This window comes from Streptomyces sp. SD31, assembly GCF_052068475.1.
In the GTDB taxonomy this organism is placed as follows: Bacteria; Actinomycetota; Actinomycetes; order Streptomycetales; family Streptomycetaceae; genus Streptomyces.
Genome location: NZ_JBQHCX010000024.1, coordinates 52,463 through 78,010, shown reverse-complemented (window position 1 = coordinate 78,010; position 25,548 = coordinate 52,463). Strand labels below are relative to the sequence as shown.

Genomic DNA, 25,548 nt, shown 5'->3' with positions numbered 1-25,548 from the left:
ATGGATCTTTGACCGGGAACAGTCGTTCATGAAGTGAACAGCCCGCAAAGAACGCGTGAGCGATGTGAAGCAAACTCTCGCAGGCGAAAATGATCGTTTGCCGCGTTCGTGGGTTTATTCACACGAGTGGGAGGCAGATCACAGGACAGTAACGGCCACTCTGTCGTTCGTGAGTGACGGCTTTCACATCAGTCGAACTGATCCCCCAGTGCCATCACCATCACGCCGGTCACGAGCAGCCACAGCGCCCGGCGCGTACGTCCCCGCGAGCCGAGGAAAGCGGCGAGCGCGCAGACGGCGGCGCCGCACGCATAGGCGGCCGGGACGAGGGCCGGCGCGGACCCGGTGGCCCGTATCACCGACGCGGACAGCCCGGCGAGGGCCAGAAGCATCCCGGCGACAGCAGCCGCCCAGCGGGCCCGCCGCGCCACCTGCGCGGGGTCCTCGACATCTTCCAGTTCCTCGACATCCTCCGGTTCCTCGACGTCCTCCGGTTCCTCGACGCGCTCGTCCTCGGGCGCTTCGGTCCGGTCCTCCCTCGTCTCGGATATCTCGGAATCACCGCGTCCACTCATGGCGGGCGAGCGTAGCGCGTCGCGCTGAGAAACCGGATGCGGGTCCGCAGAGCGGGCTGCTAGCTTCCGAAGGTCAGCCGTTGCCGCGGCACACCGCCGCCGACCTGGGCAGGTGCATTGTTTGAGCGTCCGGCCGAGCTCCTCCGTATCCCTCTCCGTCTTCCAGGACTCAAGGAGCCCGTTCACCGATGCCAGACATCACCCCGAGGACCTCGAGTGAGGACCTCACCCAGCGGCTGACCCACGCCCGCTACCCGCGCAGCAACGGCTACGACGTCCGCTGGGTCATCGAGAACCAGATGGGCCCGAACGCACTGTGGCTGCTGGAGTGGCTGGCCCCCGCCCTCGGCCTGGAAGCCCTGCGCCCCTGTGCCCGCGTCCTCGACCTGGGCTGCGGCCGGGCGATGACCTCGGTCTTCCTGGCCCGGGAGTTCCACGCCCAGGTCACCGCGGCCGACCTGTGGGTCAAGCCGGACGAGAACGCGCAGCGCATCTCCGAGGCCGGTTTCGCCGACCGTGTGCTTCCCGTGCACGCCGAGGCGCACGACCTGCCGTTCGCCGAAGGCAGCTTCGACGCGATCGTGAGCATCGACGCCTACCAGTACTTCGGCACGAACGACCTGTATCTGCCCACGCTGACCCGGCTGCTCAAGCCGGGCGGGCGGATCGGGGTCGTCGTACCGGCCCTGCGTGAGGAGCCGGACGGCATCGAGCCGCCGGAGCATCTCAAGCAGTGGTGGCAGCCCGACTTCTGGTGCTTTCACACCGCCGACTGGTGGCGTCGGCACTGGGCCCGCAGTGGCACCGTCGAGGTCGAGACGGCCGACTGGCAGCCGGACGGCTGGCGGGACTGGCTGCTGTGGTGCGATGTGATCGCCGAGGAGAGCCCGGAGGAGTTCCATCGCACCATGGCCCGCGAGGTCGGTGAGATGGTGCGGGCGGACCAGGGCCGCACGCTGGGCTTCGTACGGGTCGTAGGACGCCGCACCTAGACAGCAGCTGGGGTGATGCACCAGGCCTGTGCATCACCCCAGAGGCTGTGGAAGAACTGGGATCAGCCCTCGCTGACGCCCAGCTTCTCCAGGATCAGCTCCTTGACGCGGGCCGCGTCGGCCTGACCCCGGGTCGCCTTCATGACCGCGCCGACCAGGGCGCCGGCCGCGGCCACCTTGCCGCCACGGATCTTGTCGGCGATGCCCGGGTTGCCGGCGATGGCCTCCTCGACGGCGGTGGTGAGGGCGCCCTCGTCGGAGACGACCTTCAGACCGCGCTTGTCGACGACCTCGTCCGGGGTGCCTTCGCCCGCGAGAACGCCCTCGATGACCTGGCGGGCCAACTTGTCGTTCAGGTCACCCTTCGAGACCAGCTCGGTGACCCGGGCGACCTGCGCCGGGGTGATGGCCAGCTCGTCGAGCGACTTGCCCGACTCGTTGGCGCTGCGGGCGAGTTCACCCATCCACCACTTGCGGGCGGAGGCCGCGTCGGCACCCGCGTCGATCGTGGCGACGATCGGCTCCAGGGCGCCGGCGTTGAGGATCGCCTGCATGTCGGTGGCCGAGATGCCCCACTCCGCGAGGAGCCGGGTGCGACGGGCCAGCGGCAGCTCGGGAAGCGCCGCCCGGATCTCCTCGACCCACTCGCGCGAGGGGGCCACCGGCACCAGGTCCGGCTCGGGGAAGTACCGGTAGTCCTCGGCCTCTTCCTTCACGCGGCCCGAGGTCGTCGACCCCGTGTCCTCATGGAAGTGCCGGGTCTCCTGGATGATCGTCCCGCCGCTGCTCAGCACGGCCGCGTGCCGCTGGATCTCGTAACGGGCCGCACGCTCCACGGACCGCAGCGAGTTGACGTTCTTCGTCTCCGAGCGGGTACCGAACTTCTCGGTGCCGTTCGGGCGCAGCGACAGGTTCACGTCGCAGCGCATCTGCCCCATCTCCATGCGGGCTTCCGACACACCGAGCGCCTTGATGAGCTCGCGCAGCTCACGGACGTACGCCTTCGCCACCTCGGGGGCACGCTCGCCCGCGCCCTCGATCGGCTTGGTGACGATCTCGATGAGGGGGATGCCGGCGCGGTTGTAGTCGAGCAGCGAGTGCGAGGCGCCGTGGATACGGCCCGTCGCGCCGCCCACGTGGGTCGACTTGCCGGTGTCCTCCTCCATGTGGGCGCGCTCGATCTCCACACGGAAGGTCTCGCCGTCCTCCAGCTGAACGTCCAGGTAGCCGTTGAAGGCAATCGGCTCGTCGTACTGGGAGGTCTGGAAGTTCTTCGGCATGTCCGGATAGAAGTAGTTCTTCCGGGCGAAGCGGCACCACTCGGCGATCTCGCAGTTCAGCGCGAGACCGATCTTGATCGCGGACTCGACGCCGGTCGCGTTGACGACCGGGAGCGCGCCGGGCAGGCCGAGGCAGACGGGGCAGGTCTGCGTGTTGGCGTCCTGACCGAGTTCGGTCGAACAGCCGCAGAACATCTTGGTCTTGGTGCCGAGTTCGACATGGACCTCAAGGCCCATGACGGGGTCGTACGACGCGAGTGCGTCCTCGTACGACACCAGGTCGGTCGTGGTGGTCACGGTGAAACTTCCCTCTCAGCCCAGCAGGACGTCGTCGTCGCCCAGCCGCTTCAGCTCGCGGTAGAGGATGGCGAGGCCGGTGGCGATCGCGGCGGCGGACACGGCGGCGTCGATCAGGCGCAGCGTGTCGCTCTCGGTGCGGGCCAGCTTGGCCTGCTTGGCGACACTGACCGCGCCGAACGCGGTGGTGGCCATGGACAGGTACAGGCCGGACTTGGACTTCTTGAAGCCCTTGGCCTTGGACAGTGCCTTACTCACAGCGACGGAGCCTCCTCGATCAGCGGGTGACCCCACCTTTCCACGAAGGCCGCCTCTACGGCCGCCCCGACCTTGTACAGCCGGTCGTCCTTCAGCGCCGGGGCGATGATCTGCAGGCCGACCGGGAGGTTGTCCTCCGGAGCCAGACCGCAGGGCAGCGACATGGCCGCGTTGCCCGCGAGGTTGGTCGGGATGGTGCACAGGTCGGCGAGGTACATCGCCATCGGGTCGTCGGCACGCTCGCCGATCGCGAAGGCGGTGGTCGGCGTCGTCGGCGAGACGATCACGTCGACCTGCTCGAAGGCCTTCTCGAAGTCGCGGGTGATGAGCGTACGGACCTTCTGGGCGGAGCCGTAGTACGCGTCGTAGTACCCGCTCGACAGGGCGTACGTGCCGAGCATGATGCGGCGCTTGACCTCGGGGCCGAAGCCCGCCTCACGGGTGAGGGAGGTGACCTCCTCGGCGGAGTGCGTGCCGTCGTCGCCGGTCCGCAGGCCGTAGCGCAGGCCGTCGAAGCGGGCGAGGTTGGAGGAGCACTCGGAGGGCGCGATCAGGTAGTACGCCGAGAGCGCGAGGTCGAAGGACGGGCAGTCCAGCTCGACGATCTCGGCGCCCAGCTCCTTGAGCAGAGCGACGGACTCGTCGAAGCGCTGGATGACGCCGGCCTGGTAGCCCTCGCCGCGGAACTGCTTGACCACGCCGACGCGCATGCCCTCGACGCTGCCGTTGCGGGCGGCCTCGACGACCGGCGGGACCGGGGCGTCGATGGAGGTGGAGTCGAACGGGTCGTGCCCGGCGATGACCTCGTGCAGCAGGGCCGCGTCCAGGACCGTACGGGCGCAGGGCCCGCCCTGGTCCAGGGAGCTGGAGAAGGCGACCATGCCGTAACGGGACACGGCCCCGTACGTCGGCTTCACGCCCACCGTGCCGGTGACGGCGGCCGGCTGGCGGATGGAGCCGCCGGTGTCGGTGCCGATGGCGAGCGGCGCCTGGAAGGACGCGAGCGCGGCGGCGGAACCACCGCCGGACCCGCCGGGGATCTTGGTGAGGTCCCAGGGGTTGCCGGTCGGCCCGTACGCGCTGTTCTCGGTGCTCGACCCCATGGCGAACTCGTCCATGTTGGTCTTGCCGAGGATGACGACGTCAGCGGCCTTGAGCTTCTTGGTGAGGGTGGCGTCGTACGGCGGGATCCACCCCTCCAGGATCTTCGAACCGACGGTCGTCGGAACGCCCTCGGTGGTGAAGATGTCCTTGAGCGCGAGGGGAACGCCGGCCAGCGGACCGAGCTTCTCGCCCCTGGCCCGCTTCTCGTCGACGGCACGGGCCTGGGCCAGGGCGCCCTCGCGGGCGACGTGCAGGAAGGCGTGCACCTTCTCGTCGACGGCCTCGATGCGGGCGAGGTGGGCCTCGGTGACCTCGACCGCGGTGAGCTCGCCGGAGGCGATCTTCGCGGCGGTCTCGGCGGCGGTGAGCTTAATGATGTCCGTCATGGTGGTCTTAGTCCTCCCCCAGGATCTGCGGCACCTTGAAACGCTGCTGCTCCTGGGCCGGGGCGCCGGAGAGCGCCTGCTCGGGGGTGAGCGAGGGACGGACCTCGTCCGCGCGCATGACGTTCGTCAGCGGCAGCGGGTGAGAGGTCGGCGGTACGTCTTGGTCGGCGACCTCGCTGACGCGGGCCACCGCGCCGATGATGTCGTCCAGCTGTCCCGCGAAGTGTTCAAGCTCTTCGGGCTTCAGCTCCAGACGCGCCAGCCGGGCGAGGTGGGCGACCTCCTCGCGCGTGATGCCAGGCATGCAGCGATCCTCTGGGGTGAGAGTGTGTGGTTTGGGGCCAATCCTATGGGGCGGGGGCTGATGCCCGTGAAACAGTTTCCCCCGGGGTGCCGTACTGCAACGCGCAGGTGAGCCGTTGGCGCCCAGAACTCCTACGCGCGGGAAGGTCGCTACGCCCCCCGTGCCTCGAACTCACTCCGCCGCAGGAAGCGCCGCCTTCGGCCGCACCCACCCCCGCGAACCCCGCGCCCGCAGCCACGCCGTCGTCTCCTCGGGCGGCATCGCCGCCGCGACCAGCCATCCCTGTACGGCGTCGCAGCCCAGGTCCCGCAGGCGTTCCCACGTCTCGTCGTCCTCGACGCCCTCGGCGACCACCAGCAGGCCGAGCGAATGTGCGAGGTCCACCGTGCAGCGCACGATCTCCGCGTCCTCGTTGTCCACCGCCAGCCTCGCCACGAACGAGCGGTCGATCTTCAGCTCGCTCACCGGCAGCCGTCTGAGGTGCACGAGGGACGAGTAGCCCGTGCCGAAGTCGTCCAGGGACATCTTCACGCCGTGTCCGGTCAGCCCGGCGAGGGTGTCGGCGGCGCGCTGCGGGTCCTCCAGGAGGACGTGTTCCGTTATCTCCAGCTGGAGCGCTCCCGCCGGGACGCCGTGCCGGGCCAGGCGCGCGGCGACGGAGCCGGCGAATCCGGGGGTGTGGACGTCGCGCGGTGAGACGTTGACCGCGACGGGCACGTACAGGCCCTGGGCACGCCACCGCGCCACCTGTCCGAGCGCCGTCTCCAGCACGTACTCGGTCAGGTGCGGCATCAGCCCCGAGGACTCGGCGATCGCTATGAACTCGTCCGGCGGCACCTTCCCCCGCTCGGGATGCACCCAGCGCACCAGGGCCTCCAGACCGGCGACCTGTCCGTCGAAGCGGACCTTCGGCTGGTAGTGCAGCTCGACCTCGTGCGCGTCCAGGGCCCGGCGCAGATCCCCCAGCAGGCCCAGCCGGTCCGGCGTGTTGGAGTCCCGCTTCGACTCGTAGACCTCTACGCCCGTGCGGTCCCGCTTCGCCTGGTACATCGCCACGTCCGCGCGCCGCAGCAGCCCCTCGGCGTCGAGGGCGTGGTCGGGGAAGACGGCGACGCCGGCGCTCGCCTCCAGCACCAGGGTGAGCCCGTCGAGGTCGAGCGGGGAGCTGAGGGCGGTGACGAGGCCGCGGGCGACCCGGGTCGCGGACGTGGTGGAGTCGGCCACGGGCAGTAAGACGGCGAACTCGTCGCCGCCGAGCCGCGCGGCCTCCGCTCCGCGGGGCAGGGCGAGGCGCAGCCGGTCAGCTATCTGCAACAGCAACCGGTCACCGGCGAGATGACCGAGCGTGTCGTTGACCGAACGGAACCGGTCGAGGTCGATCAGCATCAGGGCGGACCGGGCGCCGATGCGCTCGGCGTCGTCGAGCGCGGTCCAGATGCGCTCCAGCAGCCACTGCCGGTTGGGCAGTCCGGTCAGCGGATCGCGCAGCTGCTCCTCCGCCCTGGCCCGCGCGATCCACAGGGTGGAGTCGAGGGCGATGAGGGGGATGGAGAACAGCGGCAGCAGCAGGGGCTTGGCGGTGGCGACCACACACACCAGCGGTGTGATGCCGAGCAGGGCGACAGCGACCAGACCTTGTCTGACCAGCGCGGTGCGGGCGACGGTGGGCAGGCCGCCGCGCGGGGCGTGCAGATACCAGAGCAGGACCCGGGTGACCGCGAGATAGGCGGCGGCGACGAGGACCACGCCGGGGGCGGTGTAGAGCGTCCAGGTGTCGGGGTTCAAGGGGTTCTCGACGGTCGGCACGCGGCCGAAGGCGGCCAGCACGAGGGCCCCGGCGGCGATGCCGAGGATGTCGACCGCGCCGTGCAGCACGCCCTGGCGCCAGCGGCCCCGGCGGGCGGTGCCGACCAGGACGACGACGGTGAGGCTGACCATGCCGGCGGGCACCCAGCCGTACAGCATCAGCACGGCGAGGGTGAGGGCGGCGCCGGAGCCGGTGCCGCCCCACCAGCGGGCGCGGCCGAGCGCGACCAGGTGGCCGACGATGATGCCGGTCAGCACGGCCAGCGACCAGCCGACGGTGCCGGACGGGAAGAGGGCGTGGTGGCCGGTGAACGCCCGGTAGAACCCGGCGCCGAGGACGAACCCGGCCGCCGCGACGACCGCCGCGGGCAGCGCGGGCCAGGACAGGTGCCGTTCCTGCTCGGAGCCCTGCAGATCGGTGGAGTGCTCGGCGCCGAGCTGCACGGTGGTGCGACCCTCCGTCGCGGTGCGCTGCCCGGCGGCGCTCTCCGCGCCTCTTTCCGAGCGCGAACGCTCCGCGGTCCGCGTCGCCCACTCCCGCCACACGCCGGCCATCCGGCGCAGCCGTGAGTTCGGGGCGGCGCTCTCGGTCGGTTCCATTCCCGTCCCTCTCACAGCCGGCGGTGCCCACGCCACGCGGCCCGATGCCCGACAACTACCTTCAACGGCACCGCGTTGGAAAACCCTTCCCCTCGCCCTTGAAAGCCCTCTCAGAGCAAGGGGATGCCCCAACCGCAGCTGGGCACGGCAGGCGCACCCCTCAACAGTAGGCCGCAGAAGGCTTCCACGGGCACCGGTCGTCAACGGTTGCCCGAATGCGCCCTAGCCACCCGTATGCATCTGGTATGCGCCGATCCGGTGGCCTTCAACCGCTACTCCGCTGTGGGCAGAGCAACTTCGGCCGCCGCTTCGGGCCCCTGTTCCAACAGGACATTGAAGCCGTCCTCGTTCAGAACAGGCACCTTGAGCTGCATGGCCTTGTCGTACTTGGACCCAGGGCTGTCACCTACGACAACAAAAGACGTCTTCTTCGAAACCGAACCGGTCACCTTCGCTCCACGACTTTGCAGTGCCTCCTTGGCACCGTCGCGGGTGAAGTGCTCCAGCGTGCCGGTGACGACGACGGTAAGCCCTTCCAGCGGACGCGGCCCCTCGTCCTCGCCGGAGCCCTCTTCCTCCATGCGGACGCCGGCGGCTTTCCACTTGCGGAGGATTTCCTGGTGCCATTCCTCGGCGAACCACTCCTTGAGCGAGGCGGCGATGATGGGGCCCACACCGTCGGTGTTCGCCAACTCCTCCTCACTGGCCTGTTCGATGCGGTCGATGGAGCGGAACTCGCGGGCCAGCGCCTCGGCGGCGACCGGGCCGACGTGACGGATCGACAGGCCGGTGATGATCCGGGCGAGCGGGCGCTCCTTGGCGGCTGCGATGTTCTCCAGCATCGCGACCGCGTTCTTCTTCGGCTCGCCCTGCTGGTTGGCGAAGACCGTGGCGATCTTCTCCTCGCCGGTCTTCGGATCCCGCTTGGGCAGCCCACTGTCCTGGTCGAGGACATACGCCCTGATGGGCAGCAGCTGCTCGACGGTCAGGTCGAACAGGTCGCCCTCGTCCACCAACGGCGGCTCGGCCGGCTCCAACGGCTTGGTGAGCGCGGCGGCCGCGACATAGCCGAAGTGCTCGATGTCCAGCGCCTTGCGGCCCGCCAGGTAGAACAGGCGCTCGCGCAACTGGGCCGGGCAGGTGCGGGCGTTCGGGCAACGCAGGTCGACGTCGCCCTCCTTCATGGGCCGAAGCGCCGTACCGCACTCGGGGCACTCGGCCGGCATCACGAACTCGCGCTCGCTGCCGTCGCGCAGGTCGACGACGGGCCCGAGGATCTCCGGGATGACGTCACCGGCCTTGCGCAGCACGACGGTGTCGCCGATGAGGACGCCCTTCAGCTTCACGACGTCCTGGTTGTGCAGGGTGGCGAACTCGACCTCCGAGCCCGCGACCGTGACCGGCTCCACCTGGGCGTACGGCGTCACCCGGCCCGTACGGCCCACGCCCACGCGGATGTTGACGAGTTTGGTGTTGACCTCCTCCGGCGCGTACTTGTACGCGATCGCCCAGCGCGGCGCGCGCGACGTGGAGCCGAGCCGGCCCTGGAGGGGAATCTGGTCGAGCTTGACGACGACCCCGTCGATCTCGTGCTCCACGGAGTGGCGGTTCTCGCCGAAGTACGCGATGAACTCCCGCACGCCGTCGAGGTCGTCGACCACCTTGTTGTGCCGGGCGGTGGGCAGGCCCCAGGTCTTCAGCAGGTCGTACGCCTCCGACAGGCGGGTCATGCCGTCGAAGCCCTCCAGGGCGCCGATGCCGTGGACGACCATGTGCAGCGGGCGGGTCGCGGTGACGCGTGGGTCCTTCTGGCGGAGCGAACCGGCGGCCGCGTTGCGCGGGTTGGCGAAGGGTTTGTCGCCGGCCCCGACCAAGCGGGCGTTGAGCTCCTCGAACTTCTCCATCGGGAAGTAGACCTCGCCGCGGATCTCCACGAGGTCGGGGATGCGGTCGCCCTTCAGACGGTCCGGAATGTCCGCGATCGTACGGACGTTGGGGGTGATGTCCTCGCCGGTGCGGCCGTCGCCCCGGGTCGCCGCGCGGGTGAGGCGGCCGTGCTCGTAGGTGAGGTTGACGGCGAGGCCGTCGACCTTGAGCTCGCACAGGAAGTGGTACTTCGAAGTGCCGACGTCCTTGTGGACGCGCTCGGCCCAGGCGGCGAGCTCCAGGTCGTCGAAGGCGTTGTCCAGCGACAGCATGCGCTCGCGGTGCTGGACCGCCGTGAACTCCGTCTCGTAGGCGCCCGCGACCTTCTGGGTCGGCGAGTCCGGGGTGCGCAGCTCCGGATACTCGTCCTCCAGCGCTTCCAGCGAGCGCAGGAGCTTGTCGAACTCCGCGTCGCTGATGACGGGAGCGTCCTTCACGTAGTACCGGAAGCGGTGCTCCTCGATCTGCTCAGCGAGCTTCGCGTGCTTCTCCCGCGCCTCGGCGGGCACCGTCGTCTCCGCTTGCTTGTCGCCGGCCACCGTGTTGTCCTCCCGTTACTCTGGGTTGTCCGCGAGGGATCTCGCCGCCCGGACGCAGTGGGCGAGCGCCTTGCGCGCGTACTCCGGGGAGGCCCCCGCGAGTCCGCACGACGGCGTGAGCGTGACCGCCTCCGCGAGAAGCCCCGGTGACAGCCCCAGCCTGCGCCACAACGTCCTGACACCCATGACGCTACCGGCAGGGTCTGACAATGGGCCGTCCGTGCCCGGGACGACACCGGCGAAGAGCCGGGTACCCCCTTCCACCGCCTCGCCGATCGCGTCGTCGTCACGTTCGGTGAGGAGCGAGAAGTCGAAGGAGATCGCCGCCGCGCCCGCCCGGCGCAGCAGCGCGAACGGGACGTCGGGTGCGCACGAGTGGACCACGACGGGGCCGTCGCCGTGAACCCCGACGACGTCCCGGAGGGTCGACTCGACGAGCTGCCGGTCCACGGCCCGGTGGGTGCGGTAGCCGCTGGCGGACTTGACCTGGCCGCGCAGTACGGCGATGAGGGAGGGCTCGTCGAGCTGGAGGACGAGTTGGGCACCGGGGACGCGCCGCCGGATCTCCTCCAGGTGCAGCCGCAGGCCCTCGGCGAGCGAGGCGGCGAGGTCGCGGCAGGCGCCGGGGTCGGAGAGGGCGGCCTCACCGTTCCTCAGCTCCAGCGCGGCGGCCAAGGTCCAGGGCCCCACGGCCTGGACCTTCAGCTGCCCCTCGTACCCCTGGGTGAACTCCTCCAGCGCGTCCAGGTCCTCCCCCAGCCACGACCGGGCCCGCCTGGTGTCCCGCCCCGGCCGGTCCCCGATCCGCCAGCCGCTGGGCTCCACGCGCGCGTACAGCTCGACCAGCATCCCGGCGGTCCGCCCGATCATGTCCGCGCCGGGGCCGCGGGCAGGCAGTTCGGCGAGGAACGGGAAGTCCTCGAAGGACCCGGTGACGGTCTTGGCTGCCTCACGGGCATCGGTGCCTGGCATGGAACCGACGCCGGTGGCGGGGGCGAAGGTGGGGTTTTCGTTCACGCGGTGAAGCCTACGTATTGTTTTCGCCCCCGCCGCCCCTACCCGTCCCGTCCCGTCCCAGGGGGCTCCGCTCCTCAAACGCCGGAGGGGCTGACGTACTCAGCCCGTCCGGGGGTGCCCCCCCTCTGGGGGAGTTCGAGGACGAGGCCCGTTCAGGGCCGAAGCGGGGGTCTGGGGGCGGCGGGGGCGAGATCACCGCCCCGGTCGCACCGTCAGGTCGTTGACCTCCGCGTCCCTCGGTAGGTCCAGGGCCATCAGGATCGTCGTCGCCACCGACTCGGGGTCGATCCACTTCGACGCGTCGTACTCCTTGCCCTCCTGCTGGTGGACCTTGGCCTGCATGGGGCTTGCCGTGCGGCCGGGGTAGACGGTGGTGACGCGGACGCCGTTGGCGTGTTCCTCGTGGCGGAGCGAGTCCGCCAGGGCCTTCAGGCCGTGCTTCGACGCGGCGTACGCGGCCCAGTCGGCGTGGGCGTTGAGGCCGGCGCCCGAGTTGACGAAGACGACGTGGCCGCGGGCGGCGCGGAGTTGGGGGAGGAAGTGGCGGGTCAGTTCGGCCGGGGAGATCAGGTTGACGTTCAGCTGGTGGCGCCAGGACTTCGGCGTCAGGTCGCCCACCGGGCCCAGGTCCACCACCCCGGCGATGTGCAGCAGGGAGTCCACCCGGTCCGGAAGCGTCTGGTGCGAGAAGGCCCAGGACAGCTTGTCCGGGTCCGCCAAATCGCCGACCAGCGTCTTCGCGCCGGGGAACTCCGCCGCCAGCTCCTTCGCGCGGCCCGCGTCGCGCGCGTGGAGGACGAGTTCGTCCCCGCGCGCGTGCAGGCGGCGGGCGACGGCCGCGCCGATGCCGGAGCCCGCTCCGGTGATCACATGTGTAGCCATGCCCGCCATGCTCGCATCAGTCGGAGTTCACTCCACGCCCTGGCTCTCCTCCAGGTAGGCCAGCGCCCCCACCGGCTCCTCCGCGAAGAACACCAGGTCGGTCAGCGGACAGGGCAGGAAGCCCTCGTCCTCCATGCGGCGGAACTGTTCCTTCAGGCCGTCGTAGAAGCCCTCGGTGTTGAGCAGGACCACCGGCATGTCCGTGTGGCCGTGCTTCTTCAGTTCCAGGATCTCCGTGGCCTCGTCCAGGGTCCCCGTGCCCCCGACCATGATCACCACCGCGTCGGCCTTCTCCAGGAGCAGCTTCTTGCGCTCGGCGAGGTCCTTCGCGATCACCATCTCGTCGACGCCCGGGCGGACCTTCGCGGCCAGGAACTCCACGGAGACGCCGGCGAGCCGGCCGCCCGCCTCCTGCACCCCGTCGGCCACGACCTTCATCAGACCCACGTCGGAGCCGCCCCACACGAGCGTGTGCCCGCCCTTGCCCAGGAGTTTCGCGAACTCGCGCGCGGGGCGCGTGTAACGGTCGTCGAGGTCGGCGGCGGAGAGGAAGACGCAGATTCGCATGGGGCCACCGTACGCGGGAAGAACCCGGCACCCGCGAGCGCTGTTCGGATATGGCTGACGGACACACGATCACGATCGAGCAGGGCACGCAGCGGGTACGGGTCGTCCACGGCGACCAGGTCCTGGCGGAGACCGACCGGCCCCTTCTCCTGCGGGAGACGGGCTGTCCGGTGCGCTACTACCTCCCGGCCGAGGACGTACGGCTGGACCTGCTGACCCCCTCCGACACGCACACCTACTGCCCGTTCAAGGGAACGGCCTCCTACTGGTCGCTGCCGGACGCGGCCGACCTCGTCTGGGCCTACCCGGATCCGAAACCGGACGTGGCCGAGATCAAGGACCACCTCTGCTTCTACGAAGTCGAAGTGTCGTGAGCGATTAGATCCGTGCCGTACGGCAATCTGCACAGGCATGGACAAGAAGACCATTTCGGCGGACGGTACCTCCATCGCCTACGTGAGCACCGGCGAGGGGCCTGCGGTCATCCTCGTCAGCGGGGCCATGTCCACCGGGGGCACCGTGGCACCGTTGGCCGTGCCCCTGTCGGAACGCTTCCGCGTCGTGGCGTACGACCGGCGGGGGCGCGGTGAGAGCGGTGACAAGGCACCGTACGCGGTGGAGCGCGAGGTCGAGGACCTTGCCGCGCTGATCGAGGCGGTGGGCGGCGAGGCGGCGTTGTGCGGCATCTCGTCGGGCGGTGCGCTGGTGCTGGAGGCGGCGGCGAGCGGACTCCCGGTGCGTCAGGTCGCCGTGTACGAGGTGCCGTTCGCCGACTTTCTGGAGGGCGGTGCCGTAAAGCACTCCGAGTACACCGCGCACTTGGCCGAGGCGCTCGCGCAGGGTCGGCGCGGGGATGCCGTCGAGCTGTTCCTGCGGCTGACCGGGATGGCCGAGCAGATGATCCAGGGCGCCCGCCAGTCCCCCATGTGGGCCGGCATGGAGACCATCGCGCCGAGCCTCGCCTACGACAACGCCGTGATGGGCGACGGTCTGCTGCCCCGGGCGCGACTGGCTTCGATCACGGTGCCGGTGCTGGCCGTGGCGGGCGGCGCGAGTCCTTCCTGGATGCGCGAGGCGACCCGGGCGGTCGCGGAGACGGTTCCCGAGGGGACGTATCGGAGCCTGGAGGGACAGACCCACATGGTCGAGCCGGACGTCCTCGGGCCGGTGCTGGCGGAGTTCTTCGGGGGGTGAGCCGCACCGGTCCGCACACGCGCGTGGCGCCCGCCTGTGCTCAGGCCACGCCCGCCGTCGCCCGCACCGTGGACGCGATCGTCGCCGACCCCACCACGCGCGTGCCGTCGTACAGGACGATGGCCTGGCCGGGTGCCACGCCCCGGACCGGCTCGGTGAACGTGACCTCCAGGGAGCCGTCGATCAGCTCGGCCGTCACCTCTGTCTCGCCGCCGTGGGCACGCAGCTGGGCGGTGTAGGTGCCGGGGCCGGTGGGGGCGGCGCCGCACCAGCGGGGCTTGATGGCAGTGAGGGCGCTGACGTCGAGGGCGGACACGGGGCCGACCGTCACCGTGTTGTTCACCGGCGAGATGTCGAGGACGTAGCGGGGCTTGCCGTCGGCGGCCGGGGTGCCGATGCGCAGGCCCTTGCGCTGGCCGATGGTGAAGCCGTACGCGCCCTCGTGGGTGCCGAGCTTGGCTCCCGACTCGTCGACGATGTCGCCCTCCGCCTTGCCGAGGCGGTTCGCGAGGAAGCCCTGGGTGTCGCCGTCGGCGATGAAGCAGATGTCGTGCGAGTCGGGCTTCTTGGCGACCGCCAGGCCGCGGCGCTCGGCCTCCGCGCGGATCTCGTCCTTCGTCGTCAGCGTGTCGCCGAGCGGGAACATCGCGTGCGCCAGCTGCTTCTCGTCCAGGACGCCGAGGACGTACGACTGGTCCTTGGCCATGTCGGAGGCGCGGTGCAGCTCTCGTGTGCCGTCGTCGTTCAGCACGACGGTGGCGTAGTGGCCGGTGCAGACCGCGTCGAAGCCGAGGGCCAGCGCCTTGTCCAGCAGGGCCGCGAACTTGATCTTCTCGTTGCAGCGCAGGCAGGGGTTCGGGGTGCGGCCGGCCTCGTACTCGGCGATGAAGTCCTCGACCACGTCCTCCCGGAAGCGGTCGGCGAGGTCCCACACATAGAACGGGATGCCGATCACGTCCGCGGCACGGCGGGCGTCACGGGAGTCCTCGATGGTGCAACAGCCCCGCGCGCCCGTGCGGAAGGATTGGGGGTTCGCGGAGAGTGCGAGGTGGACGCCGGTGACGTCGTGGCCCGCCTCGGCCGCACGGGCGGCGGCGACGGCGGAGTCGACCCCGCCGGACATGGCGGCGAGGACGCGGAGGGGGCGGGAGGGCTGCGCGGTGTGAGTCATAACCCTTCCAGGGTACGGGGGCGCGGGAACCAGGGCCCGCGAGTATCCGTTGACGATCACATGGGACAGCGGAAGGCTTCGAAGGACGGCGACCGGAAGGTCGGGCGTCGTGCGTTGCTCATCGGCGGGACGGCGGCCGCGGTGGGCTCGGCCGTGCTGGCCCGCGACGAGTTGGCGCGGCTGTGGTGGCGGGTGCCGGGCGTGGAGAAGCCGCGCAAGGAGGGCGAGGTCGACTACGCCGGCGCGCGGTGGGTGGCGGCGTCGGACGCGAACTGGCGGATGGCCGACCGTCCGGACGACTACGGCATAGACATGGTGATCATCCATGTCACCCAGGGCAGCTTCGACAGCGCGGTGAAGGTGTTCCAGGACCCGGAGCACGGCGCGGCGGCGCACTACATCGTCCGCAAGGACGGCCACATCACGCAGATGATCCGCGAGCTGGACGTGGCGTACCACGCGGGCAACCGCGACTACAACGAGCGCAGCATCGGCATCGAGCACGAGGGCTTCGTGGACCGGCCGCAGGACCTCACGGACGAGATGTACGAGGCCTCGGCGCGGCTCACGGCCCGGATATGCGCGCGCTACGACATCCCCGTCGACCGCGAGCACATCATCGGGCACGTGGAGGTGCCGGGGACCGATCACACGGATCCCGGGGAGCACTGGGACTGGGACCGGTACATGAAGCTCGTGCGGGAGGCTCCTGCGGCGGAGGCCTGAGCGGTCGGAGCAGGGCGGCGACCAGGGCCACGGCGGGCGGCAGCCCCTGCCCGAGCGCGCCCCGCCACAGTCGGGGGAAGGTGTCGGCGAGGACGAGCGCGGAGGCGATCAGGAACGCGCAGAGGTAGCCGACAAGGGTCCGGCCGACGGTGGTGCCCTCCGTCCGCGTGGAGGGCCACGACTCCGGCGACGAGGCCGAGTCCGAGTCCGAGTCCGAGTCCGAGTCCGAGGAGGATGTCGTACAGCGCCACGCCCGAGCCACAGGGTGACTTCGGGGGCGTCGGCGGTGGAGGCAAGAGCGCGTGGAGGACCCCGCGCGCCCCGGCGGAACACGTGTGGCCCCTGCGCTCCCTACGTCAGTCCCGCCGCCCGCGCCCGTTCCACCGCCGGGCCGATCGCCTTGGCGACCGCCTCGACATCGGCCTCCGTCGAGGTGTGGCCGAGCGAGAAGCGGAGGGTGCCGCGGGCCAGGTCGGGGTCGGTGCCGGTGGCCAGGAGGACGTGGCTGGGCTGGGCGACGCCCGCGGTGCAGGCGGAGCCGGTGGAGCACTCGATCCCCTGGGCGTCCAGGAGCAGGAGCAGGGAGTCGCCCTCGCAGCCCGGGAAGGTGAAGTGCGCGTTGGCCGGGAGGCGGCCGCCGGGTGCCGGGTCGCCGCCGAGGATCGCGTCCGGGACCGCCGTACGGACCGCCTCGACCAAGGCGTCGCGCAGGGCGCCGATCTCGCTCGCGAACCATTCGCGCTGCTCGGCGGCGAGGCGGCCGGCGACCGCGAAGGAGGCGATCGCGGGGACGTCGAGGGTGCCGGAGCGGACGTGGCGCTCCTGGCCGCCGCCGTGCAGGACGGGTACGGGGGTCTGGTCGCGGCCGAGGATCAGGGCGCCGATGCCGTACGGGCCGCCGATCTTGTGGCCGGAGACCGTCATCGCGGCCAGCCCTGAGGCGGCGAAGTCGACGGGGACCTGACCGAAGGCCTGGACGGCGTCGGCGTGCAGCGGGACGTCGAACTCCCTTGCCGCGTCGGCCAGTTCTCGGATCGGCATGACCGTGCCGATCTCGTTGTTGGCCCACATCACGGTGGCCAGGGCGACGTCGTGGGGGTTGCGGGCGATGGCCTCGCGCAGGGCGTCCGGGTGGACTCGGCCGTAGGAGTCGACCGGGAGGTACTCGACCGTGGCGCCCTCGTGTTCGGCGAGCCAGTGGACGGCGTCGAGGACGGCGTGGTGTTCGACGGGGCTGGCGAGGACGCGGGTGCGCGTTCCTGCCGGGGCGGCGTCGCGGCGGGACCAGTACAGGCCCTTGATCGCGAGGTTGTCGGCCTCGGTGCCGCCGGAGGTGAAGACGACCTCGCTGGGGCGGGCGCCGAGCGCTTCCGCGAGCGTTTCGCGGGCCTCCTCGACGGTTCGCCTCGCGCGGCGGCCGGATGCGTGGAGGGAGGAGGCGTTGCCGGTGACGCTCAGCTGGGCGGTCAGTGCCTCTGCCGCCTCCGGGAGCATGGGCGTCGTCGCGGCGTGGTCGAGGTAAGCCATGGTGGCCACGATTCTAAGGGGCGCTGGTAAAGGGCCCCGCGTCAAGGTGCCCCGGGTGTGAAAGGCCCCGCGTCAAGGTGCCCGGGTGCAGCTCAGGTCCTGCGCGCTCGTCGGCGTCGTCCCGAGGCTCGGTGGCGATGCGCCCGGCGCTGCAGGCCGTGCCCACCCGTTCCGCTGCGGAACGACTGCCTACGGCGGGTCGGCGCTCGGCGGGTCGGCGCTCGACGGACCGGTGCTCGGCGCGTCGGCAGGTCGGCGGCTCGGCAGGTCCGCGGCTCGGCGCTCGGCAAGTCGGCAGGTCGGCGCTCGGCGGACCCGTGCTCGGCGCGGGCGCAAGTCGGCGGCTCGGCAGGTCCGCAGCTCGGCTCGCGGCTGCGGCTCGCCCCCGGCCGCTCGCCGCCAGGTCGTAGCTCCGTTGGCTGCGGCTAGAAGCTCCAGGACAGCGTGTTGTCCATCTGCATGAACGCCAGGAGGACCAGCAGGTCGGCGACCCCGAGGCCCATGCCCAGGAACGCGCGGCCGCGGCGCTGCGTGCCGCGCCACAGGGCCACTGCCGCCAGGACGATGGCGGTCGGGCCGAGGAAGATGTTGAAGACCAGCAGGCCGAGGAGGCCGAGGATGAAGGACGCCACGGCCATGCCGTCGGCGTCGCGGGTGCGATCGCGGGTGCCGGGGCGGGCGGTGGCCGGTGCGGTGAGTTGCATGGGTATCAGCTCCCGAGGAGTCGGTGCGGTGCGGTGAGTGGAGTCAGTTGCGGCGGGCGCGGCGCTCGCGGGCGGCGAAGATGCCCAGCCAGGCGGCGATCACGGCGGCGGCCACAGCGGTGAAGGCGAGCGGTGCGTGGGCCACGGTGCCCAGCAGCACGCCCAGCAGCAGGAGTGCAGCGACGAGGAACAACATGGGATTCGGGTCCCCCTTCGAGATCTCTCTCGTCGATCTCTCTCGTTACGTCTCGGTGAACAGTTGTAGTAACAGTTGTTCACTGACTCCCAAGTCTAGCGCGTCCCACGGCTTTTCAATTCCAGAGAACAGTTGTTAACTGCATGGCATGAGTCACACCCTCGGCCTTCGGCAGGCCCAGAAACAGAAGACCCGACAGGCGCTGCTGGACGCGGCGTTGGGACTGCTGGAGGAGCAGAGCCTGAGCAGTCTCGGTCTGCGCGAGGTGACCCGCGCCGTCGGCGTCGCCCCGACGGCCTTCTACCGGCACTTCCGCTCCACCGCGGACCTCGGTGTCGCCCTCGTCGAGGAGGCGCTGGGCAGCCTGCACCCGATGATCCGCACGATCGTCTCGTCCTCCGGCGACAGCGACCAACGCATAGAGCGCGCCGTCGGGTTGATCGCCCAGCACGTCGCCACACACCCGGCCCACGTCCGTTTCATCGCCCGCGAGCGGCACGGCGGAGTGCAGTCCGTGCGGGAGGCGATCCAGGACCAACTGGCCCGTTTCGCCGAGGAAGTGAAGGCCGCGCTCACCAAGGACCCGCTCTCCGCAGGCTGGAACGACGACGACCTCCTCATGCTCGCCGACCTCTACGTCGACCAGATGCTGATGACGGCCTCGCTGTTCCTGGACGCCCTGGAGGCGCCGGAGGAGGAGCGGCGGCGCGTCGCTCAGGTCGCGACCCGCCAGATGCGGCTGATCAGCATCGGCCGGGAGCACTGGCTGGACTGAGAACCGGCAGCACGAACGACAGGGGCGGCACCCCCGGCGTACGGGAAGTGCCGCCCCTGTCGCATGGCGAAAGCGCCAGCCCTGCCGCATGGCGGACGTGCCACCCCGCCTTACGGCGTTCCGCGTCAGCTCTTGGTCGCCGTGGCCGCCGCGCTCGGCGCGCCGCTCGACGCCGCCCCGCCGCCCTGGCCACCGCCGGGGCCACCCTGACCGCCGCCGCCCTGCCCCCGCCGGGGGCACCGCTCGGCGCACCCGAGGGAGTCCCGGACGCCCCCGAGGTCGACGACGAGTCGCCGGACGCACAGGCCGCCAGAGCCAGGGGCGAGAGCGTCAGCAGGGCCACGGCGGGGAGGAGACGCGCACGCTTCATGAGGAACAGCTTCAAGGAAGATGAGGAAGTCCTGTGCGTGAACTCAACCAACGCCGCTCAGGGAGCCCTTGGGGCCCTGCCGTAAGGGGCCTGTGCGCGAAGCAAAGCGTCCCTAAAGACACCGCGCTGACGTGCGCGTTTCCGACCGCGGGCTGGGCGCTTCAGCTGAGCCTTACCCGCGCCAACTGCCTCGACTGCGCCACCAACCGGTCCGCGCTGTCCCAGACTTCGGCATCCTCCTCCAGGAAGCCGCCCGCCAGATTGCGCGTCGTGATCGAGACTCTCAGCGGGCCCGGGGCCGGGCGGCACCGTATGTGCACGGTGAGTTCGACCGTCGGGACCCAGCCGGAGATGCCGAGCTCGAAGGCGGTCGGGGGCAGTGCGTCCACCGCCAGCAGCAGCGAGAGCGGGTCGGCGTCACGGCCGTCGGCGAGGCCGAACCATGCCCGCATCTCGCCCTTGCCCGACGGCTGACCGAGGGCCCAGCCGAGGGTGGACGGGTCGACCTTGAGCATCAGACGGTCGGTGAGGGCCGAGCTGCCCGAGACGGGGGCCGGTCCGTCCTCCGGGCCGAAGCAGTGCTCCATCGGCGAGAACACCGGCGGCTTGGCCGTCGTACGGACGTCGTCGGGGAGGGAGTCGAGGTCGCCGTAGGAGGCGAGGACGCGGATGCGCTCGATCTCGTTGCCCTCGGCGTCGTACTGGAAGAGCGAGGCCTGGCCGGTCGACAGCGTCCGCCCCGTGCGCACCACGTCCGTGCGGACGACCGCCGGACCCGGCTGGGACGCGGTCAGGTAGTGCGCGGAGATGGTGAACGGGTCGCTGTGCGGGAGGGCGTCCGCGAGGGCGCGGCCGAGGACGGCCAGCAGATAGCCGCCGTTGACGGCGCTGATGATGGTCCAGCCGGCCGAGAGGTCGATGTCGTAGACGCCGGGTGCGCGCGCGGTGAGCGCGGTGTCGCGATCGAACTCGCTGTCGCCGATCGTGGCCTGCAGGGCCGTCGGGGCGGAGGCTGCTTCTGGCATGGCTGAATGGTACAACAGCTAACTACTAAGCGGTAGCTTTCCTGTGTGAGCTGTCGATGAGGTGTGAGCAACTTTTCGGTAAGTGCCCCCGCTCGTCCGAAACCCGGAGACCGCTCTCCCCCTCTATGAGGACATGAGTCTCACCGGGACCCCGTTCCTCTACACGCTCATCGTGCTGTGCGTCGTCGCCGTCGCGCTGCCGCTGGTCCTCTGGTCACGGGTGCGCGGACCCAAGGTCCTGCGGGGCGCCGCCCGGATGCTGATGCTGCTGTTCGCGCAGGGCACGGCGGTCGCCCTGGTCTTCACACTGGTCAACAACTCCAACCAGCTGTACGACAACTGGGGCGACCTGCTCGGCACCAGCAACCATGTGCACGAGGCCGCCGACCTCGGTTCGACCGGCACCGGCGGCATCGCGCTGGAGAAGCTGCCCAAGGTCCGGCAGGCCTTCAAGCCGGGCAAGGGACCCGGCATGCGCGCGGAGGGCGGGGTGCTGGTCACCCAGCTCAAGGGCCGGGTGTCCGGAGTGCACGCCGAGGTCAACGTCTGGCTGCCGCCGCAGTACCGCGACCCCGCCTACCGCAACCACAAGTTCCCGGTCGTCGAGGTGCTGCCGGGCTACCCGGGCTCGTCGAAGGCGTGGTTCGGGACCATGGACGCGCCCCAGCAGCTGGCGCCGCTGATGCGCAGCGGGCAGATCGAGCCGTTCATCATCGTCTCGCCGCGCACCACGCTGCTGCCGGGCAAGGACACCGGCTGTGCGAACATCCCGGGCCAGGTGAACGCCGACAGCTGGCTCAGCATCGACGTGCCGAAGATGGTCATGGACAACTTCCGGGCCCAGTCGGCGCCGGACGGCTGGGCGGTCGCCGGGTACTCGGCGGGCGCGCACTGCGCGGCGAAGCTGGCCGTCGCGCACCCCGACCGCTACCGGGCCGCGGTCAGCATGTCCGGCTACAACGACCCCGCCGCCGTGCCCCAGTCGCTGGCCGGCAAGTCCCCGGCCCTGCGGGCCGCGAACAACCCGTACATGCTCCTGAAGGAGTCCCGTGTCCCGCCTCGCGTGGCGCTCTATCTGTCCGGTCAGCCGAAGGACGGGTACGAGGCGGCCCTGGCCCTCCAGCGAGTCGCGAAGGCGCCCACGACCGTGGACGTGGTGTTCATCCCGAGCAGCGCGGGCGGCCACACCATGGCACTGTGGAAGCCGCAGGTGGTCCCCGCGTTCCGCTGGCTGACCGAGGTGATGGGCACGCAGCCGCAGGTCCGTACGGCGCCGGGCTCCGGCGGGACTACTCCTCTCGCACCGTCGACCTCCGGTTCCAGGCACGCGGAGCTCGCCAGTGGAACCTCATCGCCAGCAGCCGCAGCACGAAGGCCGTGACGACCGCGAGGGCACTGGTGAACGGGTTCAGGGCGTCGTAGTGGAGGCACAGGACGACCATCGTGGAGCCGACGATCGCCGGGACCGCGTACAGGTCGCGGTCCCAACGCAGCAGTGACGGCACCTCGTTGGCCAGGACGTCCCGCAGCACACCGCCGCCCACGGCGGTCGCCATGCCCAGGCAGGCGGACGCGGTGAGGTTGAGGCCGTAGTCGTACGCCTTCGTCGTCCCGGCGACGCAGAACAGGCCGAGGCCCGCCGCGTCGAAGACGTTCACTCCGGTCTGGATGCGCTCCACGTGCGGGTGGAGGAAGAAGACGAGCAGCGCGGCGAGCAGCGGGGTGAGGAAGTACCCCAGGTCCGTGAAGGCGGCCGGTGGTACGGCGCCGATGATCAGATCCCGGAACAGCCCGCCGCCCAGGGCGGTGACCTCGGCGAGGACGGCGATGCCGAAGACGTCGAAGTTCTTGCGGACGGCCAGCAGGGCGCCGGAGATGGCGAAGACGAAGATGCCGATCAGGTCGAGCGTGTGCTGGACGGACGGGCTGAACAATTGCTGGAGCACTCGCACATTCTTGCGCAACCAAAGACCCCCGCCTTGCAAAGCAAGGCGGGGGCCCGAGTGCGGTTACTTGCTTTCGTCCTTGGAGGGCTCGGTGGAGGGCTCGGTGGACGGCACGGCGGACGGCTCCGTGGACACCTCGTCCGGCACCAGCGTCGCGGCCTCCTTGGCCACGGACAGCAGCACCGTGTCCTGCGGCTGCTGGTCCTCGAAGTTCTCCGGGTGGTGGCACGCCACCCGCTGGCCGGGCCTCAGCTCCGCCAGCGGCGGTTCCGTCGTCCGGCAGATCTCGGTCGCCTTCCAGCACCGCGTGTGGAAGCGGCAGCCGCTCGGCGGGGAGATCGGCGAGGGCACGTCGCCGCGCAGCAGGATGCGTTCGCTCTTGGTGCCCCGGCGCTTGGGGTCCGGCACCGGCACGGCCGACATCAGGGCCTTGGTGTACGGGTGCATCGGCGCCTCGTACAGCGAGGTGCGGTCGGCGAGTTCGACGATCTTGCCGAGGTACATCACCGCGATACGGTCCGAGACGTGCCGTACGACGGAGAGGTCGTGCGCGATGATCACGTACGTGAGGCCGAGCTCCTGCTGGAGGTCGTCCATCAGGTTCACGACCTGCGCCTGGATCGACACGTCCAGCGCGGAGACCGGCTCGTCGGCCACCACCAGCTTGGGCTTGAGCGCGAGCGCCCGCGCGATGCCGATGCGCTGGCGCTGGCCGCCGGAGAACTCGTGCGGGTAGCGGTTGTAGTGCTCGGGGCTCAGGCCCACCAGCTCCAGGAGCCGCTGGACCTCCTTCTTCACCCCGCCCTCGGGCTCTACGCCCTGGAGGCGGAACGGCGCCGAGACGATGCCGCCGATGGTGTGCCGGGGGTTCAGGGAGCCGTACGGGTCCTGGAAGATCATCTGGATGTCCCGCCGCAGCGGGCGCATTCCGGCCGTGCTCAGCCGCGTGATGTCCTGGCCCTCGAAGTGGATCGAGCCGCCGGTCGGGTCCTGGAGGCGGGTGATGACCCGGCCCATGGTCGACTTGCCGCAGCCCGACTCGCCGACCACGCCGAGCGTCTCGCCCTTGCGCACCTCGAAGTCGATGCCGTCCACGGCCTTGACCGCGCCGACCTGACGCTGGAGCACGCCCTTGCGGATCGGGAAGTGCTTCTGCAGGCCCTCGACCTTGAGGAGCACCTCTCGCTCGTCGGAAGCGGCGCCGGCTTTCGCCTCGCCGGATTTCGCCTCGCCGGTTTTCGCCTCGTCCGTCTTCTTCGTCTCACTCACAGCTTCGGCGCAATCTCTTCGGTCCAGATCCGCGTACGGTCCTCCTGCGAGAGGTGGCACGCGGAGAAGTGCCCGCCGCCGACCTGCTGGAGCTCCGGGCGCACGGTACGGGTGACATCGCCCTTGGGGATGTCCGCGTACGGGCAGCGGGGGTGGAAAGCGCAGCCCGAGGGGACGTTGATGAGGCTCGGCGGCTGGCCCTTGACGGGGATGAGCCGCTCGGAGGTCTCCCGGTCGATGCGCGGCATCGAGCCGAGCAGGCCCCAGGTGTACGGGTGCTGCGGGCGCTCGAAGACGTCGTCGACCGTGCCGCGCTCCACGCACCGGCCGCCGTACATCACCAGGACGTCGTCGGCGATCTCGGCGACCACGCCGAGGTCGTGGGTGATGAGGACGACCGCGGAGCCGAACTCCTTCTGCAGGTCCCGGATGAGGTCGAGGATCTGCGCCTGGACGGTCACGTCGAGGGCGGTGGTCGGCTCGTCCGCGATGAGCAGTTCGGGGTTGTTGACGAGCGCCATGGCGATCATCGCGCGCTGGCGCATACCGCCGGAGAACTCGTGCGGGTAGTTGTCGACGCGCTTGTCCGGCTCGGGGATGCCCACCCGGTCGAGCATCTCGACGGCCCGCTTGCGCGCGGTCTTCTTGTTGACGTCGTGGTGGACCCGGTACGCCTCCACGATCTGGCTGCCGATCGTGTAGTACGGGTGCATCGCGGACAGCGGGTCCTGGAAGATCATCGCCATGTCGCGGCCACGCAGCCGGCGCACCTCGTCCGGGGCGGCGGAAACCAGCTCCTTGCCGCCGAGCCAGATCTCGCCGGACATCCGCACGTTCTTGCCGCGCGCGCCGAGCCGGTGCAGGCCCATGATCGCCAGCGAGGTGACGGACTTACCGGAGCCGGACTCACCGACGATGCAGAGGGTCTTGCCCTTCTCCACCTGGAAGCTGAGCCCGTCGACGGACTTGACCAGGCCGTCGTCGGTCGGGAAGTGCACCTTGAGGTCACGGACCGCGAGGAAGGCGTCGGGCGCGTTCGCGGGCGAGGGCTCGCCCACGGCGGCACCGGTCTTGGACAGTTCGGTCACGAGAGCCTCACGCGCGGGTCGGCGGCGGCGTAGAGCAGGTCCACCAGGAGATTTGCGATCACGACGAAGAAGGCGGCGAGCAGGGTGACGCCGAGGATCGGGGGCAGGTCGTTGTCGGTGATGCCCTGCACCGCGTACTGGCCGATGCCGGGCAGCGAGAAGACCTTCTCGGTGATCACGGCGCCGCCGAGCAGCAGGCCCAGGTCCATGCCGAAGACGGTGATGATCGGGGTCAGCGCGGCCCGCAGCCCGTGGCGGGCCACGACATTGCGCTCGCGCAGGCCCTTGGCGCGGGCCGTGCGGATGAAGTCCTCGCTCATCGTCTCCAGCATGCCCGAGCGGGTGAGCCGGGCGTAGATCGCGGAGTACAGGAGGGCGAGCGAACACCAGGCCGGGAAGAGTGTGTTGGCCCATTGGGCCGGATTCTCTGTGAACGGCACATAGGTGCGGCCGAAGATCGGCCACTGGAAGGTGAAGAGGAACAGGGCGAGCTGACCCGTGAAGAACATGGGCAGCGAGACACCGGCGAGCGCGATGCCCATGAAGGTGCGGTCGAAGAAGCTGCCGGGCTTGAGCGCGGAGATCACGCCGATCACGACGCCGGACACCAGCCACATCACAGCGGCGCCGACGGCCAGCGAGAGGGTCACCGGAATGCGCGAGGTGAGTTGCGGCCACACCTCGACGTGGGTCCTGAAGGAGTAGCCGAAGCAGGGCGCGCTGCAGTGTGTGGTGGTGGGGCCCAGGTCGTAGGTGGCGCCGGCCACGATCCCCTTGATGAAGTGCCAGTACTGGACGTACAGGGGGTCGTCCAGACCGAGGTTCTGCTTGACCGCGAGGATGTCTGCCTTCGACGGACTCTTGCCGAGGTACTGCTGCGCGAGCTGGTCGGCGGTCTGGCCGGCGAGCCGTGGCAGCAGGAAGAAGATCGCGAAGGTGACCGCGGTGACGACCAGCAGCAGGATCACTGCCGCGAACGTCCGACGGAGGATGTACGAGATCACGGGGACCGGCGCCGGTGCCC

25 protein-coding genes are annotated in these 25,548 nt (G+C 70.3%); 6 read left to right on the top strand and 19 right to left on the bottom strand.

The annotated features are described in order from the left end of the window. Positions 1-188: 188 nt before the first annotated feature. The gene (locus ACTMVF_RS38890) at positions 189-575 is read right to left on the bottom strand and encodes a hypothetical protein (protein ID WP_441275807.1); all 387 of its coding nucleotides are present in this window, start codon (positions 573-575) and stop codon (positions 189-191) included. A gap of 188 nt (positions 576-763) precedes the next feature. On the opposite strand from ACTMVF_RS38890, the gene ACTMVF_RS38885 reads away from it, so the two are divergent. Beyond that, positions 764-1,567 carry a methyltransferase domain-containing protein gene (locus ACTMVF_RS38885; protein WP_441275806.1) on the top strand — a complete coding sequence of 268 codons (804 nt, stop codon included), beginning with the start codon at positions 764-766 and terminating at the stop codon, positions 1,565-1,567. Positions 1,568-1,629: 62 nt separating this feature from the next. On the opposite strand, the gene gatB is transcribed toward ACTMVF_RS38885, so the two are convergent. From gatB to ACTMVF_RS38840, 9 genes are all read right to left on the bottom strand, one after another. Continuing rightward, positions 1,630-3,144: an Asp-tRNA(Asn)/Glu-tRNA(Gln) amidotransferase subunit GatB gene (gene gatB / locus ACTMVF_RS38880; protein ID WP_441275805.1), complete on the bottom strand. Its 1,515-nt coding sequence runs from the start codon at positions 3,142-3,144 to the stop codon at positions 1,630-1,632. Between the two features lie 15 nt (positions 3,145-3,159). Then, positions 3,160-3,402, bottom strand: coding sequence for a hypothetical protein (locus ACTMVF_RS38875; RefSeq protein ID WP_086767189.1), 243 nt, complete (start codon positions 3,400-3,402; stop codon positions 3,160-3,162). Then, positions 3,399-4,892 carry an Asp-tRNA(Asn)/Glu-tRNA(Gln) amidotransferase subunit GatA gene (gene gatA, locus ACTMVF_RS38870; protein ID WP_441275804.1) on the bottom strand — a complete coding sequence of 498 codons (1,494 nt, stop codon included), beginning with the start codon at positions 4,890-4,892 and terminating at the stop codon, positions 3,399-3,401. The genes ACTMVF_RS38875 and gatA overlap by 4 nt, the downstream gene beginning before the upstream one ends. A gap of 7 nt (positions 4,893-4,899) precedes the next feature. Beyond that, the gene (gatC, locus tag ACTMVF_RS38865) at positions 4,900-5,196 is read right to left on the bottom strand and encodes an Asp-tRNA(Asn)/Glu-tRNA(Gln) amidotransferase subunit GatC (protein ID WP_007384860.1); all 297 of its coding nucleotides are present in this window, start codon (positions 5,194-5,196) and stop codon (positions 4,900-4,902) included. 171 nt (positions 5,197-5,367) lie between these two features. Beyond that, the gene (locus tag ACTMVF_RS38860; protein ID WP_441275803.1) at positions 5,368-7,602 is read right to left on the bottom strand and encodes a putative bifunctional diguanylate cyclase/phosphodiesterase; all 2,235 of its coding nucleotides are present in this window, start codon (positions 7,600-7,602) and stop codon (positions 5,368-5,370) included. Positions 7,603-7,874: 272 nt separating this feature from the next. Further along, positions 7,875-10,067 carry an NAD-dependent DNA ligase LigA gene (ligA, locus tag ACTMVF_RS38855; RefSeq protein WP_441275802.1) on the bottom strand — a complete coding sequence of 731 codons (2,193 nt, stop codon included), beginning with the start codon at positions 10,065-10,067 and terminating at the stop codon, positions 7,875-7,877. 15 nt (positions 10,068-10,082) lie between these two features. Beyond that, positions 10,083-11,084, bottom strand: a complete 1,002-nt coding sequence (locus ACTMVF_RS38850) for a methionine synthase (RefSeq protein ID WP_441275801.1) — start codon at positions 11,082-11,084, stop codon at positions 10,083-10,085. 192 nt (positions 11,085-11,276) lie between these two features. After that, the gene (locus ACTMVF_RS38845) at positions 11,277-11,966 is read right to left on the bottom strand and encodes an SDR family oxidoreductase (RefSeq protein ID WP_441275800.1); all 690 of its coding nucleotides are present in this window, start codon (positions 11,964-11,966) and stop codon (positions 11,277-11,279) included. A gap of 27 nt (positions 11,967-11,993) precedes the next feature. After that, positions 11,994-12,533, bottom strand: coding sequence for a TIGR00730 family Rossman fold protein (locus ACTMVF_RS38840; RefSeq protein ID WP_441275799.1), 540 nt, complete (start codon positions 12,531-12,533; stop codon positions 11,994-11,996). Between the two features lie 50 nt (positions 12,534-12,583). Between ACTMVF_RS38840 and ACTMVF_RS38835 the strand changes: the two genes are divergently transcribed. Further along, complete coding sequence (locus tag ACTMVF_RS38835; RefSeq protein ID WP_441275798.1) at positions 12,584-12,907, top strand: DUF427 domain-containing protein; 324 nt, start codon at positions 12,584-12,586, stop codon at positions 12,905-12,907. Positions 12,908-12,944: 37 nt separating this feature from the next. Beyond that, positions 12,945-13,727, top strand: a complete 783-nt coding sequence (locus ACTMVF_RS38830) for an alpha/beta fold hydrolase (protein ID WP_441275797.1) — start codon at positions 12,945-12,947, stop codon at positions 13,725-13,727. Between the two features lie 40 nt (positions 13,728-13,767). Here ACTMVF_RS38830 and mnmA read toward each other — a convergent pair whose 3' ends face one another. Continuing rightward, entirely contained in the window at positions 13,768-14,898 is a 1,131-nt protein-coding gene (gene mnmA, locus ACTMVF_RS38825; RefSeq protein ID WP_441275796.1) for a tRNA 2-thiouridine(34) synthase MnmA, read from the bottom strand. A gap of 60 nt (positions 14,899-14,958) precedes the next feature. Between mnmA and ACTMVF_RS38820 the strand changes: the two genes are divergently transcribed. After that, entirely contained in the window at positions 14,959-15,624 is a 666-nt protein-coding gene (locus ACTMVF_RS38820) for an N-acetylmuramoyl-L-alanine amidase (RefSeq protein ID WP_301996709.1), read from the top strand. A 351-nt stretch (positions 15,625-15,975) separates the two neighbouring features. Here the strand turns inward: ACTMVF_RS38820 and ACTMVF_RS38815 are convergent, their stop codons facing one another. The 3 genes from ACTMVF_RS38815 to ACTMVF_RS38805 form a co-directional block, all read right to left on the bottom strand. Then, the gene (locus ACTMVF_RS38815) at positions 15,976-17,151 is read right to left on the bottom strand and encodes a cysteine desulfurase family protein (protein ID WP_441275795.1); all 1,176 of its coding nucleotides are present in this window, start codon (positions 17,149-17,151) and stop codon (positions 15,976-15,978) included. Positions 17,152-17,576: 425 nt separating this feature from the next. Continuing rightward, positions 17,577-17,855, bottom strand: coding sequence for a DUF4190 domain-containing protein (locus ACTMVF_RS38810; RefSeq protein ID WP_441275794.1), 279 nt, complete (start codon positions 17,853-17,855; stop codon positions 17,577-17,579). Between the two features lie 43 nt (positions 17,856-17,898). Beyond that, positions 17,899-18,051, bottom strand: coding sequence for a hypothetical protein (locus ACTMVF_RS38805; protein WP_167364381.1), 153 nt, complete (start codon positions 18,049-18,051; stop codon positions 17,899-17,901). Positions 18,052-18,199: 148 nt separating this feature from the next. On the opposite strand from ACTMVF_RS38805, the gene ACTMVF_RS38800 reads away from it, so the two are divergent. Continuing rightward, positions 18,200-18,826 (top strand): TetR family transcriptional regulator, encoded by a 627-nt coding sequence (locus ACTMVF_RS38800; protein ID WP_441275793.1) that lies wholly within the window; start codon positions 18,200-18,202, stop codon positions 18,824-18,826. A gap of 531 nt (positions 18,827-19,357) precedes the next feature. Here ACTMVF_RS38800 and ACTMVF_RS38795 read toward each other — a convergent pair. Further along, positions 19,358-20,221: a thioesterase family protein gene (locus ACTMVF_RS38795; protein WP_441275792.1), complete on the bottom strand. Its 864-nt coding sequence runs from the start codon at positions 20,219-20,221 to the stop codon at positions 19,358-19,360. Between the two features lie 133 nt (positions 20,222-20,354). On the opposite strand from ACTMVF_RS38795, the gene ACTMVF_RS38790 reads away from it, so the two are divergent. Further along, positions 20,355-21,602: an alpha/beta hydrolase gene (locus ACTMVF_RS38790; protein WP_441275791.1), complete on the top strand. Its 1,248-nt coding sequence runs from the start codon at positions 20,355-20,357 to the stop codon at positions 21,600-21,602. Here the strand turns inward: ACTMVF_RS38790 and ACTMVF_RS38785 are convergent. From ACTMVF_RS38785 to ACTMVF_RS38770, 4 genes are all read right to left on the bottom strand, one after another. Beyond that, positions 21,511-22,167 carry a trimeric intracellular cation channel family protein gene (locus tag ACTMVF_RS38785; RefSeq protein WP_441275790.1) on the bottom strand — a complete coding sequence of 219 codons (657 nt, stop codon included), beginning with the start codon at positions 22,165-22,167 and terminating at the stop codon, positions 21,511-21,513. The genes ACTMVF_RS38790 and ACTMVF_RS38785 overlap by 92 nt on opposite strands. 63 nt (positions 22,168-22,230) lie before the next feature. After that, positions 22,231-23,436: an ABC transporter ATP-binding protein gene (locus ACTMVF_RS38780; RefSeq protein WP_441275789.1), complete on the bottom strand. Its 1,206-nt coding sequence runs from the start codon at positions 23,434-23,436 to the stop codon at positions 22,231-22,233. Beyond that, the gene (locus ACTMVF_RS38775; protein WP_441275788.1) at positions 23,433-24,524 is read right to left on the bottom strand and encodes an ABC transporter ATP-binding protein; all 1,092 of its coding nucleotides are present in this window, start codon (positions 24,522-24,524) and stop codon (positions 23,433-23,435) included. The genes ACTMVF_RS38780 and ACTMVF_RS38775 overlap by 4 nt, the downstream gene beginning before the upstream one ends. After that, entirely contained in the window at positions 24,521-25,528 is a 1,008-nt protein-coding gene (locus tag ACTMVF_RS38770) for an ABC transporter permease (RefSeq protein WP_441275787.1), read from the bottom strand. The genes ACTMVF_RS38775 and ACTMVF_RS38770 overlap by 4 nt, the downstream gene beginning before the upstream one ends. Between the last annotated feature and the right edge of the window lie 20 nt (positions 25,529-25,548).